Origin of the sequence: Quadrisphaera sp. RL12-1S, from assembly GCF_014270065.1 — a bacterium.
Classification (GTDB): Bacteria; Actinomycetota; Actinomycetes; order Actinomycetales; family Quadrisphaeraceae; genus Quadrisphaera.
In genome coordinates this window covers 252,698-267,406 of record NZ_JACNME010000002.1, presented here as the reverse complement: position 1 = coordinate 267,406, position 14,709 = coordinate 252,698, and the positions used below count along the sequence as shown (strand labels likewise).

At 76.6% G+C, this 14,709-nt stretch carries 16 protein-coding genes; 9 read left to right on the top strand and 7 right to left on the bottom strand.

Annotated elements, in window-relative coordinates; translation table 11 throughout:
• Positions 1–59: 59 nt before the first annotated feature.
• On the bottom strand, positions 60–647 hold the full coding sequence (locus tag H7K62_RS04725) for a type II toxin-antitoxin system PemK/MazF family toxin (protein ID WP_370591606.1): 588 nt from the start codon (positions 645–647) through the stop codon (positions 60–62).
• Positions 648–742: 95 nt separating this feature from the next.
• Positions 743–2,323: an arabinosylfuranosidase ArfA gene (gene arfA, locus H7K62_RS04720; protein ID WP_186716785.1), complete on the bottom strand. Its 1,581-nt coding sequence runs from the start codon at positions 2,321–2,323 to the stop codon at positions 743–745.
• A gap of 213 nt (positions 2,324–2,536) precedes the next feature.
• On the opposite strand from arfA, the gene H7K62_RS04715 reads away from it, so the two are divergent.
• From H7K62_RS04715 to H7K62_RS04700, 4 genes are all read left to right on the top strand, one after another.
• The gene (locus H7K62_RS04715) at positions 2,537–3,586 is read left to right on the top strand and encodes a LacI family DNA-binding transcriptional regulator (protein WP_222437087.1); all 1,050 of its coding nucleotides are present in this window, start codon (positions 2,537–2,539) and stop codon (positions 3,584–3,586) included.
• A 154-nt stretch (positions 3,587–3,740) separates the two neighbouring features.
• Complete coding sequence (locus H7K62_RS04710; protein WP_186716784.1) at positions 3,741–4,307, top strand: hypothetical protein; 567 nt, start codon at positions 3,741–3,743, stop codon at positions 4,305–4,307.
• A gap of 49 nt (positions 4,308–4,356) precedes the next feature.
• Entirely contained in the window at positions 4,357–6,126 is a 1,770-nt protein-coding gene (locus H7K62_RS04705) for a dihydroxyacetone kinase subunit DhaK (RefSeq protein WP_222437086.1), read from the top strand.
• 44 nt (positions 6,127–6,170) lie between these two features.
• Complete coding sequence (locus tag H7K62_RS04700; RefSeq protein WP_186717040.1) at positions 6,171–6,671, top strand: low molecular weight protein-tyrosine-phosphatase; 501 nt, start codon at positions 6,171–6,173, stop codon at positions 6,669–6,671.
• Positions 6,672–6,704: 33 nt separating this feature from the next.
• On the opposite strand, the gene H7K62_RS04695 is transcribed toward H7K62_RS04700, so the two are convergent.
• Positions 6,705–7,730, bottom strand: a complete 1,026-nt coding sequence (locus H7K62_RS04695) for an acetamidase/formamidase family protein (protein WP_186716783.1) — start codon at positions 7,728–7,730, stop codon at positions 6,705–6,707.
• A 101-nt stretch (positions 7,731–7,831) separates the two neighbouring features.
• A complete protein-coding gene (locus tag H7K62_RS04690) occupies positions 7,832–8,365 on the bottom strand; it encodes a hypothetical protein (RefSeq protein WP_186716782.1) in 534 nt (177 codons plus the stop codon).
• A gap of 305 nt (positions 8,366–8,670) precedes the next feature.
• Here H7K62_RS04690 and H7K62_RS04685 point away from each other — a divergent pair, with 305 nt between their 5' ends.
• The 3 genes from H7K62_RS04685 to H7K62_RS04675 all read left to right on the top strand — a co-directional run bounded on the left by H7K62_RS04685 (position 8,671) and on the right by H7K62_RS04675 (position 10,784).
• On the top strand, positions 8,671–9,756 hold the full coding sequence (locus H7K62_RS04685) for a CE1758 family FMN-dependent luciferase-like monooxygenase (RefSeq protein ID WP_186716781.1): 1,086 nt from the start codon (positions 8,671–8,673) through the stop codon (positions 9,754–9,756).
• Entirely contained in the window at positions 9,753–10,193 is a 441-nt protein-coding gene (locus tag H7K62_RS04680) for a MarR family winged helix-turn-helix transcriptional regulator (RefSeq protein ID WP_186716780.1), read from the top strand. Before H7K62_RS04685 ends, H7K62_RS04680 begins: the two co-directional genes overlap by 4 nt.
• 72 nt (positions 10,194–10,265) lie before the next feature.
• Positions 10,266–10,784: a type II secretion system protein gene (locus H7K62_RS04675; protein ID WP_222437085.1), complete on the top strand. Its 519-nt coding sequence runs from the start codon at positions 10,266–10,268 to the stop codon at positions 10,782–10,784.
• Between the two features lie 3 nt (positions 10,785–10,787).
• On the opposite strand, the gene H7K62_RS04670 is transcribed toward H7K62_RS04675, so the two are convergent.
• Together H7K62_RS04670 and H7K62_RS04665 are read right to left on the bottom strand one after the other, a co-directional pair.
• Complete coding sequence (locus H7K62_RS04670) at positions 10,788–11,516, bottom strand: DUF429 domain-containing protein (RefSeq protein WP_186716779.1); 729 nt, start codon at positions 11,514–11,516, stop codon at positions 10,788–10,790.
• Positions 11,517–11,563: 47 nt separating this feature from the next.
• On the bottom strand, positions 11,564–13,171 hold the full coding sequence (locus H7K62_RS04665; protein ID WP_186716778.1) for an Lsr2 family DNA-binding protein: 1,608 nt from the start codon (positions 13,169–13,171) through the stop codon (positions 11,564–11,566).
• A gap of 231 nt (positions 13,172–13,402) precedes the next feature.
• Between H7K62_RS04665 and H7K62_RS04660 the strand changes: the two genes are divergently transcribed.
• Together H7K62_RS04660 and H7K62_RS04655 are read left to right on the top strand one after the other, a co-directional pair.
• Positions 13,403–13,603, top strand: a complete 201-nt coding sequence (locus H7K62_RS04660; protein WP_186716777.1) for a hypothetical protein — start codon at positions 13,403–13,405, stop codon at positions 13,601–13,603.
• 47 nt (positions 13,604–13,650) lie between these two features.
• Positions 13,651–14,469, top strand: a complete 819-nt coding sequence (locus tag H7K62_RS04655) for a nitrilase-related carbon-nitrogen hydrolase (RefSeq protein ID WP_186716776.1) — start codon at positions 13,651–13,653, stop codon at positions 14,467–14,469.
• Here H7K62_RS04655 and H7K62_RS04650 read toward each other — a convergent pair.
• The gene (locus tag H7K62_RS04650) at positions 14,439–14,660 is read right to left on the bottom strand and encodes a hypothetical protein (RefSeq protein ID WP_186716775.1); all 222 of its coding nucleotides are present in this window, start codon (positions 14,658–14,660) and stop codon (positions 14,439–14,441) included. The two genes, H7K62_RS04655 and H7K62_RS04650, sit on opposite strands and share 31 nt — an antisense overlap.
• Positions 14,661–14,709: the final 49 nt, after the last annotated feature.

The window sequence follows — 14,709 nt, the reverse complement described above, 5'->3', positions numbered from 1 at the left end:
TCGCGGGGGCAGTGCGCGTCGTCCCTGGTCGCGGCGGGGTGACGCGGATGGGCCGATGACTACTGGGACCGGTACGCCGCGACGACGCGCTCGAACACGTCGCGGGGCAGCGCGGAGCCCTCCCGCCGGACGGCGTCGGCGGGCAGGTGCAGCACCCTGTCGAGCCGGACCTCGCTGGGACGCCGCTGGGAGTCCCAGGCCCCGGTGCCCACGTCCATCCAGCGCCGGCCGTCGTGGTCGCGCTCGCCCTGGGTGCGCGGCCCGGCGTGGTCCTTGCTCGTGAGCATGAGGCCCACCACGTCTCCGCCGTCGCGCACGTCCAGCACGAGCACGGGGCGGTCCTTGCCCCGGGAGGCGTCCTCCTCGTAGGGCACCCACGCCCACACCACCTCGCCCGGGTCCGCGTGACCGTCGGCCCGCGGCGCGTACCGGACCTCCCCCGGCGCCGGTGACGACGACGAGGGGCGCCGCGGCGGGGCGGCGGGCCGCTGGGCCTGGCGCTGGGGCTGGCGCTGGGGCTGGCGCTGGGGCTGGCGCTGGGGCTGGCTGTGGGAGCTGCCGGAGCCCGCCTCGGGCGGGGCGGACCGGGCCGCTGAGGCCACGGCCTTCGCGAGGTCGAGCAGCTGCGCCAGGATCCCCTTCGCCACGCGGCCCACCGTAGGCCCGCGCGGCCCTCAGGGCCTTCAGAGCCGGGTGGAGGGACCGTCCCCCAGCGGCGGTCCCTCCACCCGGCGGTCTGGGGTCAGCCGGCGGCCGGCACCAGCTCCACCACGGCCCAGGACAGCGCGGGCAGCGTGATGCGGGCGGTCTGCGCGCCGCGCTCGGCCGTCTCGACGGCGGCCGAGCCGCCGGCGGACGCCAGCGGGCGCAGCCCCACGGCCGTGGGCGCGGACTCGGTGTTGGACGCGTACCGGTCCTGGCCGTCGGTGGCTGCGAGCACGAGGGCGTCGCCCACGGCGAGGTCCTGGGCGAAGCCGCCCAGGCTGACCGAGGCCTGCGCCGACTCCTCCAGCGAGCGGTTGGCGAGGAAGAGCGTGACGCGCGCGAGCCCGCCGTCGTCGTCGTGGTGGAGGACCGCGGAGGCGTCGACGAGGTCGACGTCGCCGTACTTGCCGGTCTCGTACCGGTCGCTGGCGGTGCGCACGTCGAGCACGTGGCCCCCCAGGGAGCGGCGGCGGACCTGCTCGAAGGGCAGCGCGATGGTCTGCTTCCACGCCGGGCCGCCGGCCTCCGAGCGCAGCAGGCCGATGACGTTGACCAGCTGGGCCTGGCAGCCGACGAGCACGCGGTCGCCGTGGCGCAGCAGGGAGTTGAGGAGCGTGCCGACGACCACGGCGTCCTGGACGGTGTACTCGTCCTCGATGACGCGGGGGGCGACGTCCCACGCGGTGCGGCCGTTGGCGCGCTCGGAGGAGTTCCAGGCGGTCTGGTTCCAGACGTTCCACTCGTCGAAGCTGATGCCGATCTTCTTGCGGCTCTTGAGGCGCGCACCGACGGCGTCGGCGGTGGCCGCCACGGAGTCGATGAAGAGGTCCATGTCCACCGCGGAGGCCAGGAAGTCGGCCAGCGGCGTGGTCTCCGACTCCTCGTAGTAGGCGTGCGCCGAGATCATCTGGACGTCCTCGTAGGTCTCCTCGAGGACGGTGCGCTCCCACTCGCCGAACGTCGGCATGGAGCGGGAGGAGGAGCCGCAGGCGACCAGCTCGATGGTCGGGTCGACCTGGCGCATGGCGCGGGCGGTCTCCCCCGCGAGGCGGGCGTACTCGTGGGCGGTCTTGTGGCCGGTCTGCCAGGGGCCGTCCATCTCGTTGCCCAGGCACCACAGCGTGATGCCGTAGGGGTCGGTCCGGCCGTGGGAGCGCCGCAGGTCGGAGAACTTGGTCCCGGACGGGTGGTTGGCGTACTCGAGGACGTCGCAGGCCTCCTGCAGGCCGCGGGTGCCGAGGTTGACGGCGTACATGACCTCGGTCTGCGCCTTGTCGGCCCACCGGGCGAACTCGTCCAGGCCGAAGGCGTTGGTCTCCACCGTGCGCCAGGCCCTGTCGATGCGCCGCGGACGCTGCTCGACGGGGCCGACGCCGTCCTCCCAGTCGTACCCGGAGACGAAGTTGCCGCCCGGGTAGCGGACCACGGTGGGGCCGATCTCGCGGACCAGCTCGAGCACGTCCGAGCGGAGCCCGTCGGCGTCGGCGCTCGGGTGGTCGGGCTCGAAGATGCCGGTGTAGACGCAGCGGCCCATGTGCTCGACGAAGGAGCCGAACAGGCGGTGGGGCACGGGGGCCGTCGTGTACGAGGCGTCGAGGGAGATGCGGGCGCGAGGCACGGGGCGTCCTTCCAGGCGGGCGTCGGCGGGGCGGCGGCGGGGACGCTCCTCGGTGAGGTCGGCACACCGTTCCACTGCGGTTTTACAACGTCGTAAAGACTCTCGTCCGGCGCCCTGGCGTGTCAACCCCCGCGATCACCGGCACGGCGCGGCCCACGACGGGTGCGCGCCAGCAGATCGACTCGGAGGCCCTCGCGGCGTCACACTGCGGCGGTGAGCTCCGCCCCGACGCGCAGACCGGTGACCATCCGCGAGGTCGCCGCAGCCGCCGGGGTGTCACCCAAGACCGTCTCCAACGTCGTCAACGAGTACGTGCACGTGCACCCCGACACCCGGCGCCGCGTCCAGGACGTCATCGACGCGCTGGGCTACCGCCCCTCCGCGGTGGGCCGCCAGCTGCGCAGCGGTCGCACCGGCATGATCGCTCTGGCGGTGCCCACCATCTCCGCGCCCTACTTCGCCGACCTCGCCCGCCACGTGGCCGCTCAGGCCCGCGAGCGCGGCCTCGTCCTGGCCGTGGAGCAGACCGAGGGCCAGCTGGAGCGGGAGCGCGAGGTGGCCGACGGCCAGCCGGTGCGCTTCGCCGACGGCCTGCTGCTGTCCGCGCTGGAGATGCCCGACGAGGAGCTCGCGGCGCCCCACCCCGACACCCCGATCGTGCTCATCGGCGAGCACGGCGGCTCCGACCTCCCGGTGGACCGGGTGGGCATCGACAGCGCCGGGGTGGCCCGCCTCGCCGTGGAGCACCTGGTCTCGAGCGGGCGGACCCGGGTGGCGTTCCTGGGCGACAAGGCCCCGGTGCACAACAGCGCCCGCCAGCGCATCACCGGGTACCGGGCGGCGCTGGAGGACGCCGGGCTGCCGGTGGACCCGGCCCTGGTGCCGCACTGCCGGGACTGGTCGCGCGAGGACGGCCGGGAGGCCGCCCACGCGCTGCTCGAGGCCCGGCCCGACGTCGACGCGGTCTTCGCCGCCAACGACGAGCTGGCGCTGGGGGCGCTCGCCGCGCTGCGCGAGGCCGGCCGCAGCGTGCCCGGCGACGTGGCCGTGGTGGGCGTGGACGACGTCGGTGAGGCGGAGTTCTCCTGGCCGGCGCTGACCACCGTCGCCATCGACAGGGCGTTCGTGGCCGAGCGGGCGGTGGAGCTCCTCACCTCCCGCCTGGCCGACCCCGGCCTGCCGCCGCGGCACCTGCAGACCCCCTACCGGCTGGTGGTGCGCGACAGCTCCCTGCGGCAGCGGGCGGTCACCTCGCGCTCCTGAGCGCACCCGCTCGGCGGGTCCGCCGCGACCTGTCACCCGGTCGCCGCAGGCTCCGGCGGTCCGCCCGCCCCGGGGCCGTCACGGGCGGCTAGGGTCGCCCGAGCCGCGGCCCGCCGTCGCGCACCCGCACCACGAGAACCGAGGAGGGCCGGCCATGACCACGTGCCCGACCACGCCCCGGACCACGGCTCCGGCGGCGTCCGCCCTCCCCGGCCCCCACGAGGCGGGCCGGACCAGCGCCGCCGCGGACCTGGCGTGCCGCTCGCACCTGCCGGGCCACCGCATGCCCCGCCTGCTGGCCGAGCTCGTCCGCCGCAGCCCGTGGGGCTGGCGACGCGGCACGGTCACGTCGGTGAGCCCGGACGGCTGGATCCTCCTGGACTGCGCCGACGAGGCCCTCGGGGTGACCCTCGGCCCGGCCGGCCGCCCCGGCCGCGCCCCCGTGCACGCCTGGCACCACCAGGACCTCTCGGCCCGGCTGCTGCCGGGCACCGCCGTGCGGCTGCACCAGCGGGCGGCCCGCCACCCCGACGCGCCGCTCGGGGTGGGCTCGGCGGCGCTGGCCGCACCGCCCGGCGTGCTGTCGGAGCTGGTGAGCCTGCACGTGGCCCAGGGCCCGCCGCCGCTGCCGGAGCCGGTGGACCTGGAGGCGTGGGCGGCGCCGTCGGAGGCCGTGGTCATCGACCTGCGCACCCGCGAGACGCTCGTCCCCGAGCGCTGACCCGAGCGCTGATCGCGCGCCGGCCCGGGCGGCGCTAGCGTCGGTGGGCGTGGCCGATGCCGACACGCACTTCCTGCCCGACGCGGCCTCGGCCGTGGCCGACGCCGCCCGCGGCCTCGCGATGGCGCACCCCGCGGACGTGGGCGTGGTGCTCGACCCGCTGCACCTGTACGCACGCCGCAAGGCCCCCGGCCGGAAGGTGGCGCTGGTCTCCGGGGGCGGGGCGGGCCACGAGCCGATGCACGCGGGCTTCCTCGGCCCGGGCGGTCTGGACGCCGCCTGCCCCGGGCTGGTCTTCACCTCCCCGCACCACCGCCAGGTGCACGCTGCCGCGCGCGGCGTCGCGGGCCCCGGCGGGGTGCTGCTCGTGGTGAAGAACTACACCGGGGACGTCATCTGCTTCGCCATCGCCGCCGAGCGCCTGCGCGCCGAGGGCGTGCCGGTGGAGACGGTGCTCGTCGACGACGACCTCGCCACCGACGCCTCGGACGACCACGACGGCGACGACGACGAGGGCGGCGCGAGCCAGCGCCGCGGCACCGCCGCGACCGTGCTGGTGGAGAAGGTGCTCGGCGCCGCGGCCGACCGCGGCGACGACCTCGCCTCCCTCGCCGCGCTGGGGCGCGACGTGGTCGCGCGGGCACGCAGCCTGGCCGTGGCCTCGCGCGCGCAGACCTCCCTGGCCACGGGCGAGCCGGCGTTCGCGCTGGACGCCGGCCAGCTGGAGCGCGGCGTGGGCATCCACGGCGAGCGCGCGGCGTCCACCACCTCCCGCCCGCCCACCCGGGAGCTGGTGGACGGGATGCTCGCGGAGCTGCTCACCGGGCTGGAGACCGCCGGTGCCGCCGTCGACGACGAGGGCGTCGCCCTGCTGGTCAACGGTCTCGGCGGAGCCACGTCGCTGGAGCTGCACGCGCTGCGCGCGCTGGTGGGAGACCTGCTCTCCGAGCGCGGGGTGCGGGTGGCCACGTCCCTGGTGGGCACCTACACCGCGGCGCTGGACATGCGCGGCTTCTCGTTGACGCTGCTGGCGCTGCGGCCCGGCTGGGCCGAGCTGCTCGCCGCGCCGACGGCCACGCCGTCGCTGCCCGCGCTGCCCGCCGAGGAGGAGCCGCAGGTCGCCGACCACCCCGACGACGCCCCGTCTGACGGTGCCGCGCAGGACGGGCAGGACCCGGACGACGCCGGCGCCGCGGTGGTCGCCGCCTGGGCGCAGGCGCTGGACGGCGCCCACGCCGACCTCACGCGCCTGGACCAGCTGTCGGGCGACGGCGACTTCGGCGACAACGTCGCCTCCGGCCTGCGGCACGCCGAGCGCCGCGGTGGCACGCTGTCCGCCGCGGCCGGCGCCTTCCTCGACGAGGTCGGGGGCAGCAGCGGACCTCTGCTCGGGCTGCTGCTCACCGAGCTGGTGCCGGCCGTGCGCCGCGGCGACACCCCCGGTGACCCGCAGGTGGGCGCTGACATCGGCGCCGCGCTGCGCTCCGGTGCGCAGGCCGTCACCCGGGTGGGCGGGGCGCAGGTGGGTGACCGCACGTTCCTCGACGCGCTCGTGCCCGCCGCCGACGTCCTGGACGGCGGCGGCTCGCTGGCCGACGCCGGGAGGGCCGCCGTCGACGGGGCCCTGGGGACGGCGCAGCTGCTGGGGCGGCGCGGGCGCTCCCGCTACCTCGGTGACCGGGCGCTGGGTGCCCCCGACCCGGGCGCGGTGGCGGTGGCCGCCCTCGTCGTCGTCCTCGCCCAGGTGCTGGAGGGGTCACCTCAGGCGCAGGCGCTGCCCTCGCCGTCGCGGGTGGCGTCCGGGACGATCGACGGGTGAGCACGCCCACCTCCGCGAGCGCCTCGGGGCGCCCGTACCGGATCATGACCGTCTGCACCGGCAACATCTGCCGGTCCCCCATGGCGGAGGTGGTGCTGCGGCACCGCCTGGACGAGGCCGGCCTCGGGGAGGACGTGGTGGTGGTCGACTCCACCGGGGTCTCCGACGAGGAGGAGGGGAACCCGATGGACCGGCGCGCCCGGCGCGTGCTGCTCGACGCCGGGTACGACGTGCCGGACGGCGGCGCGCAGGCGCACCGCGCGCGGCAGGTCCAGCCGGGACAGGTGGAGCAGCGCGACCTCGTGCTCGCCATGACCGCCGCCCACCGGCGCTCCCTGCAGCGGATCGCGCCGTCGGCCTCGGACCGGGTGGCGCTGTGGCGCTCCTTCGACCCGGCGGCCTCCGGCCTGGTGGGTGCCGGCCTGGACGTGCCCGACCCCTGGTACGGCGACCAGCGGGACTTCGAGGTCTGCCTGGAGCAGGTCGAGGCCGCCGCCGACGGGGTGGTCGAGCACGTGCGCGCGGCGCTGGCGCACCGCGTCTGAGCCAGGCTGCGTCTGAGCCGGGCCCGAGGGCGCTCAGCGCAGGGTGCGCGCCGCCTCGCGCAGGCGGGCGTGCACCCCGCCGAAGGCGCTGCCGGCGGGGCGGGGCAGCAGCGCCTTCGGCACCTTGGCCAGCGCCGCGTACGCCGGGTCGACCACGTTGGCCAGCGGCGCCAGGCCCACCTGGCTGAGCAGCTGGTAGGCGTCGAGGTCGTCCAGGCCGAAGAGCTCGCGCAGCCAGCGGACCATCTCCACCTGGCTGGCGCGCCACGCGTCCTCCAGCGGGCGGCCGGTGCCGACGGTCATCCAGTGGTCGTCGTCCTCCAGGCGCGGGGTCGCCGGCGCGCTGGTGCTGCCGAGCTCACCGGCCTTCACCAGGTCGACCACCAGCGTGGTGGTCATGGCGCCCTCGACGGCGGTGCCGCAGGTCTCCCCCTCGCCCTGGCGGTAGTGGCCGTCACCGAGGCTGAACAGCGCCCCGTCCACGTTGACCCGCAGGTAGCAGGTGGTGCCGGCGCGCATCTGCGGGGTGTCGAGGTTGCCGCCGAACACCCCGGGCACCAGCGACGTGCGCACCTCCCCGGCAGCGGGCGCGACGCCCACCGTGCCGAGCATCGGCTCCAGCGGCAGCTCCGCGGAGAAGCCGCCCGAGGTCAGCTCGACGGCGAGGGTCCGGCGGGCGGAGTCGAGGTGGTAGACCCACGTGCGCTCCGGCAGGGGCGGCGTGAGCAGCGCCGTGGTGTCCGTGCCGGTGAGGCCGCCGAAGAACGGGACCAGGCTGGAGACGGCGGTGTCGCGGGCGGGCTCGAGGTCCACCAGGTGCAGGGCCAGCACGTCGCCGGGCTGGGCGCCCTCCACGAGGAACGGTCCGGTCTGCGGGTTCAGGCCGGGCGGGGCCGGGGTGTTCGAGAGCAGGTCGCCCGTGCTGCGCAGGCCGCCGCCGAACGCGTCCTCGCTCCACAGGCGCAGCGCCTGCCCGGGACGGACGGTCATGAGCGGGGCGACCCCGCCGAACGTGTAGGCGTACTGCTCGACGCTGGGGTGGACCTCGACGACCTCCATGGGCGCCACCTCATCACAGCGGTGGCGGGCTCGGCTGCTCGGCCCGTGGGCGCGGGGTGGCCCTGGTCTCATCGGAGTGGATCGGGGCCACCCCGAGCCCATCAGGGAGTGGACCGGATCCCCCCACCGGTGAGCACGCCGACCACGTCGCCGGTGAGCGGGCAGGTCCAGCGCGGGCGCGGGTCGTCGTCGTCGCCGGCGGCCAGGGCCAGCGGGTGCGTGGTCGGGTGCGCCGGGCAGGGCGGCCAGTTGGTCGGGCGCCCGACCGCGGGCATGGACTCGAGCAGGGCCTCTTGGGCGGTGTCCGCGATGCGGAACGCCTCCTGCGCCTCCGACTCGGCGTCGTCGTCGTACCTGTGGAGGCCGACCCCGCCGCCACCGGCGACGTACAGCCACGCAGAGGGCAGCGACCAGCTGGCCGGCCAGCCGCGGTCGCGCGTGGCCGGCATCTGCAGCTCCGCGGCGACGCCGTCAGCCGCGGCCAGGGTGACGAGCGCCTTCACAGCATCGAGGGAGGGGCCTGACAGCGGCGGGCCGTCCGGCTCCGCGGCAGGCCCGAGCTCGGCAGCGGGTCCGGCCCCCGTTCCGGGCGTGATCTCCAGGTGCGACCAGTAGCCGTCGCCGCTCTCGCCCACCGGCGCAGCCTGGCACGACGGGCGCTCGCGTCCCGCCGGGCATGCAGAACTCGAGTGCCGCACCGCGCCCGCGCCCGATCGCGGCACTTCTGCATGCTCGGCGGGACACCTCACCCCGCCGCGGCGTGACGCCGGACAGGCAGGAGTCCGCGACACGCCGGCGTGGAGACGTCCTCGGGCGCTTCTGCCCGTCCGTCGTCACGGGCGGCCTCGGGAACACCCCGGCGCGCCGGGTGGTTGTGAGGCAGGTCCATGCAGATGCATAGAATTGCCGGCAGATCGCAGCACCCACCAGGAGGCGCACCGTGCAGTTCGGCGTGTTCACCGTCGCGGACCAGACCCCCGACGTCCACACCGGGAAGACCCCGGACGACGTCGAGCGCATGCGCTCCCTCGTCACCATCGCCCAGCACGTCGAGGCCGCCGGCCTGGACGTCTTCGCCATCGGCGAGCACCACGAGACCGGGTTCGTCACGTCCAGCCCCACCACGGTGCTCGGCTACATCGCGGGGCGGACCTCGCGGCTGCGCCTGTCGACGTCCATCGCGCACATCACCACCAACGACCCGGTGAAGCTCGCCGAGGACTACGCCACCCTGCAGCTGCTCTCCGACGACCGCGTGGACGTCATGTTCGGCCGCGGCAACTCCATGGCCGGGTACTCCGCCTTCGGCAAGGACCCCCGTGCCTCCGTGCAGCTGACGGTGGAGAACTACCAGCTGCTGCGCCGCCTGTGGGACGAGGACTCCCCGGTGGACTGGCAGGGCCAGTTCCGCAACCCGCTGCACCAGTTCACCGCCACCCCGCGCCCCGTCGACGGCGTGGCCCCCTTCGTCTGGCACGGCTCCATCCGCACCCCCGAGGTCGCCGAGATCGCGGCCTACTTCGGCGACGGCTACTTCGCCAACAACATCTTCTGGCCGAAGGAGCACTACATCCGCCTCATCAACCTCTACCGCGAGCGGTGGGAGCACCACGGCCACGGGCCGGGCAGCACCGCCGTGGTCGGGCTGGGCGGTCACGTGTTCATGCGCAAGAACAGCCAGGACGCCGTGCGGGAGTTCCGCCCGTACTTCGACGTCGCGCCGGTGTACGGGGGCGGTCCGTCCCTGGAGGAGTTCGCCCGGCAGACGCCGCTGACCGTCGGCACCCCGGAGCAGGTGGTCGAGAAGACGCTGACGTTCCAGGAGTTCTTCGGCGACTACCAGCGCCAGCTGTTCCTCGTCGACCACGCCGGCCTGCCGCTGAAGACCGTGCTGGAGCAGATCGACATGCTCGGCGAGCACGTGGTCCCTGCGCTGCGCCAGGAGATGGAGGCGCGGCGCCCGGCCGGCGTCCCCAGCGACCCGCCCAGCCACGCCGCTCGCGTCGCCGCCCGCCAGCGGGCATGACGAGCACCCGGCTCGCCGTCGAGGCGTGGGAGGCGCTGTTCCGCACCCAGGCCGCGCTCATCCGCCGCTTCGGCGACCAGGACGTCTGGTCGCCGGAGCACGGCGTGGGGGTGCGCGAGTACGACGTGCTCTACACCCTCACCTCGTGCGAGCAGGGGCGCGCCCGCCTCGGCGCGCTCGCCGAGGCGGTGCTGCTGCCGCAGCCGTCGCTGAGCCGGCTCGTGGACCGGCTGGTGGCGCAGGGGCTGCTGGAGCGCGAGCCGGACCCGGCCGACCGGCGCGGCGTCGTCCTGGTCCTCACCGACGCCGGGCGCGCGGTGCAGCGCGAGGTGGGACGCCGCCACGCGACCGCCATCGCCGAGGCCCTCGGCGAGCACCTCGACGACGACGAGCTCACCGTCCTGCGGGACCTGTGCCGAAAGGCCCTGCGCGCCTGAGCCCGTTGGCCCTGTGGGGTGGCGTGGGACGTGGTCGCTGTGCTCGGCCGTCGTCGGTGCCGAAGCATCGACGTGAGGAAGCACCACAGCACCGTCCACCGCGACTCGGGCTTCACGCTCATCGAGCTGCTCGTCGTCATGATCGTCATCGGGGTCCTGGCGGCCATCGCCGTCCCGGTCTTCCTCACCCAGCGGCAGAAGGCCGCGGAGACGGCCCTGACCTCGGACCTGCGGAACATCGCCACCGAGGTGCGCACCAAGGGCCTGGCCGACGGCACCTTCCCGACGGCACGCGCCCTCAACCTCGCCGGCACGTCCCTGCGCACCTCGAAGGACGTGAAGGTGTCGGTGGTGTGGGCCACCGCGACCGACTTCTGCCTCGTCGGGACCAGCTCGACCGCCGGCCCGGACACCTCGGGGCTGGGTCGGATCGTCGGCGTCTCCACCCGCATCGTCGCGCTCTCGGCGAACCGCCCTCCGGCCACGGTCACCGCCTCGGACCGAGGCTGCCTCGGCACCCCGGGGGTCACACCCAGCAGCACCAACGGCTACTGGACCCAGGACGGCTACCAGAACCAGCCGATCTCCTGACCCTCACGCCCAGACGGCCGCCGGCCAGCCGTCGGGGGTGACCTGCGGCGGGTCGGGCAGCGGGCGCGCCACCCCGCGGCCGACGCGCAGGGCGACCCACGCCACCACGGCCGCGTCCAGCACGTCGTCCACGGCCGCGCGCCCGGCCTCACCGATCTCGTCGGGGACGACGACGCCGGCGCCGGCCAGCAGCGCCCTGCGCCGGGTGGCGCCGGCCCAGCTCTTCTTGCGGTCCGGCAGCGGCAGGCAGCCGTCGCCGTCACCCGCGGTGAGCGCCGCGAGCCGGCCGAAGGCCACCTCCGGGTGCACCTCCACCACGCGGTGCGCCGGCGCCGGGAGGTCACGGACCCAGGAGTCCACCTCGAGCACCTTGGCCCGCAGCCCGTACGCCTGGACGCTCACGCCGGCACCCGTGGCCGCGCGGGAGAGCGCCACCGCCTCGGCGTGCGTGGCCGCCCGCAGCGCGGCGCGCACGGGTGTCACGAACACCGACGACCGCCGCGCGCCGAGCACCTCGCGGGCGGCGAGGTCAGCGGCCCGGTGGCCGTGCTCGGCCAGGCCGATGGGGATGTCGAGGCCGACGACGGCGAGGGGCCCGTCCCGCTGCGCCGCCGCGACGAGAGCGGTGACGCTGTCGGCGGTGTGGGCACGCACCCACGCGCCGTCGACGGCGTCGTCGAGGACCACCCCGACCCAGCGCCCGTCCCAGACGTCCGCGCCCAGCACCCTCATGCGCCCAGCACCCTCATGCGCCCAGCACCCTCATGCACCCTGCCCCGTCAGGCGGTGGGCACCAGGCCGGAGCGCTCGGCCTCGTAGGCCTCGACCACGGCGCGGGGCAGCTTGCCGCGGGGGCTGACCTCGAGGCCGCGCTGGCGGGCCCACGTGCGCACGGCTGCACGGGCCGACGCCTCGGTGAGGTCGACGGCGGGCCGCGGCGCGCGCTCGGCGCGCTCGGCGCGCGGGGCGGGCACGCGCACCGCCGCCAGGGCCTGGGTCAGCGGGCCGGGACCGGCGGTGGGCGCCGCGGCGCCGACCAGCGGCACCGAGCCGGTGGCCACGGCGGCGGCCGTGAGGGCGGCGAGCACGTCGTCGACGTCCACCGCCAGGACGCGCGCGGCGGTGAGCAGCTCCTCGCGCTCCACCTCCCCGGCGGTGGGCTCGCGGCCGACCGCCGCCGCCAGCGCCATCACCACGCCGCGGGAGGCGGCCCGCACCTGGGCGCGGGTGAGGTTGGCGGCGTCGGCCAGGAGCGCGAGGGTGCGGGCGGCGTCGTCGTCCAGGGGTCCTGCCGCCAGGGCCTCGGCGAGCAGCTCCACGTGCGCGGCGACCGCGGGCAGCGGGAGGTCGGGTCCGTCGAGCGCCAGCGACTCCAGCACCACGGCGAGCCGCCCGGGCTCGGCGGAGCGGCCGTACAGCGACGGCAGCGAGGGCGGGGCGTCGGTGCGGGGCGCGGCAGAGCTCATCGGCGGCACCTCCACCGCGGGCCAGGGGGTGGCCGCGGCGCGGGCCACCACGGCGGCCTGGGCCTCGCCGCGCTCGCCGGAGCGGGCGAGGTAGCGCTGCAGGAGTCCGGCGGCGGCGCGGGCGTCGGTGAGGGCGGTCGGGACGCCGTCCAGCGCCACGCCGGCGGCGCGGCAGCAGTCCACCAGGCGGCGGCGGTGCAGGCCGGGCAGGTGGCGCCAGCTGGCCTCCAGCGTGCACAGCACCGGGGCCACGGGCAGCACGAGGCCCACGGCGGCCAGCTCGGCGCGCAGGTGGGCGAGGTCGGAGGCGGCGCTGTGCGCCACGAGCACCCGGCCTGACAGCGCGGCGACCAGCTCGGCGGCGACGTCGGCGAGGGTGGGGGCGCTGGCCAGCTCCTCCGGGGACGCGCCGGCGGTGGCGGCCAGGCGGGCGAGGTCGAGCGAGGCGTCGTCGTCCCGAGCGGAGGCGGTGCCGGGGCAGGTGACGGACGGGCGGACCAGGGAGGTCCACTCCCCCACCACGGCGCCGTCGGCGTCGAGCTGGACCACGGCCACCTCGAGCAGCCGGTCGTGCAGGGGGGACGGTCCGCTGGTCACCACGTCGAGGACGGCGTAGCCGTGCTCGTGCGCGGGACGGGTCGCGGGCACCGGCACCGAACCCGGCACGGAGCCCGGCGCGTCGGGGACGACGCCCTCGGCGCGCGCGGCCACCTCGGCCACCACGGACAGCGGCAGGGTCACGGCGCGGCCTGCGGCGTCGGCGGCGCGCAGGGCGCCCAGCTCGGCTCCTCGCAGGGCCAGCGGCATGACCGCCACGCCCGCGGGCGGCTGCCCCGTCACGGCCGGTGCCGGGACACCTGCGGACAGCGAGAAGCGGCGGGCGCCGTCGGAGCGCCTCATCAGCTTGTCCAGCACACCCATGTCTGCGCCCTCCCGTCACGGTGGAGCCCATCCGCCACAGCGGCCCCACCGACGAGTCTGGCGCGACCGGCTGCGCGGCGGGCGGGAACGACGACACCCGTGCGCGCCACGCCGCCGCGGGGGTTGCGGGCCGGCGCGTTCACCCGTCCGGGCGAGCCCGCTGGGGGCAGGGTGGGCGCGTGCCGATCCTCGAAGGAGAGGATGGGCGGTCGGACGGGGAGGTGACCTGCGGTGACGTGCGAGGCGTGCGGAGGCCGGGGCTTCGAGCTGGTGGGCGTGGAGCCCGCCGGCGTGGTGGCGATGCGCTGCGCGCGCTGCGGGCGCGTGGAGCGGGTCGTCGCTGACCTGCGCCCGCCCGCGGGCGGACCGCAGCGGCCCTCCCGCTACCTGTCGCTGCACGGCCGCGACGGCGGGTCGCTCGCCGGTCTCTGATCTCCCTCACGGGGACGCGGGCGCGTCCGGCGGGCAGGATGGATGGCGTGACGAGGATCGCCGCGTGCCAGCTGGCCCCCGTCCCCGACGGCCTGGCGGCCAACGCCGAGCTCACGGCCGACGTCGTGCGCGACGCCGTGGGGCAGGGGGCCGACGTCGTCGTCCTCCCCCAGCTGGTCACCACCGGCGGGGTGCTGGAGGACGCCGAGCAGGCCCGCGCGGTGGCGGTGGCCCCCGGCCACGGCGTGTTCGCCGCGTGGGCCGCGGCGTGCACCGCCCGGCAGGGGTCGGTGGTGGTCGGCGGGTTCTGCGAGGCCGGCGACGACGGGCAGCTGTACAACAGCGCCGCCGTGGTGGACGCCACCGGCCTGCGCGCGGTCTACCGGTGCGCGCACCTGTGGGACCGCGAGCGCGTGGTGTTCGCCGCCGGGTCGGCCCCGCCGCCGGTGGTGGAGACGGCCCACGGGCGGATCGGGGTGCTGGTCGACTACGACCTGCGCTTCCCCGAGTGGTCCCGCACGGCGAGCCTGGCCGGGGCGGAGCTGCTGGCGGTGCCGGTGGCGTGGCCGGCGGCGCAGCCCGGGGAGGGCGGCGGCCCGGACGGACAGCTGGTGGCAGCGGCCACGGCGAGGCTGGAGCGGGTGGCCGTGGTGTGCGCCGACCGCAGCGGGCCGGGGTGGACGGCGGGCAGCTGCATCGTCTCGGCCAGCGGGCACCTGCTGGCGGCGGCCGGACCGGGCCGCGGCGCCGCCTGGGCGGACGTGGACCTGGAGTCCTCCCGCGACAAGCTGGTCAGCGGGTCCTCGGACCTGTGGCTGGACCGCCGCCCCGAGCTCTACGACCGGTTGACGGCCCCGCGCGCCTGAGCGCGCCGGCGCAGCCGCACCAGCACGTCGGCAGCGGCCACCGCGGCCACGCGCCCGGCCACGAGCATCGCGACCACGGCCAGCGCCACGGACAGCCACCACGGCAGGCCGCGGGTCAGCGTCCGCACCAGCACGAACGCGCCCAGGGAGACCAGGAAGGACGCGACGGGCACCCAGGCCGGGGCCTTCACCGCCCCGCCCGCCCGTCGTCGTCGGCCGTCTGCGAGTCCGGCTCCACCT

Coding starts and splice junctions, on each gene's coding strand:
- H7K62_RS04710 (WP_186716784.1), top strand. CDS start 3,741: ATGACCACGTGCCCGACCACGCCCCGGACCACGGCTCCGGCGGCGTCC.
- H7K62_RS04700 (WP_186717040.1), top strand. CDS start 6,171: ATGACCGTCTGCACCGGCAACATCTGCCGGTCCCCCATGGCGGAGGTG.
- H7K62_RS04695 (WP_186716783.1), bottom strand. CDS start 7,730: ATGGAGGTCGTCGAGGTCCACCCCAGCGTCGAGCAGTACGCCTACACG.
- H7K62_RS04680 (WP_186716780.1), top strand. CDS start 9,753: ATGACGAGCACCCGGCTCGCCGTCGAGGCGTGGGAGGCGCTGTTCCGC.
- H7K62_RS04670 (WP_186716779.1), bottom strand. CDS start 11,516: ATGAGGGTGCTGGGCGCGGACGTCTGGGACGGGCGCTGGGTCGGGGTG.
- H7K62_RS04665 (WP_186716778.1), bottom strand. CDS start 13,171: ATGGGTGTGCTGGACAAGCTGATGAGGCGCTCCGACGGCGCCCGCCGC.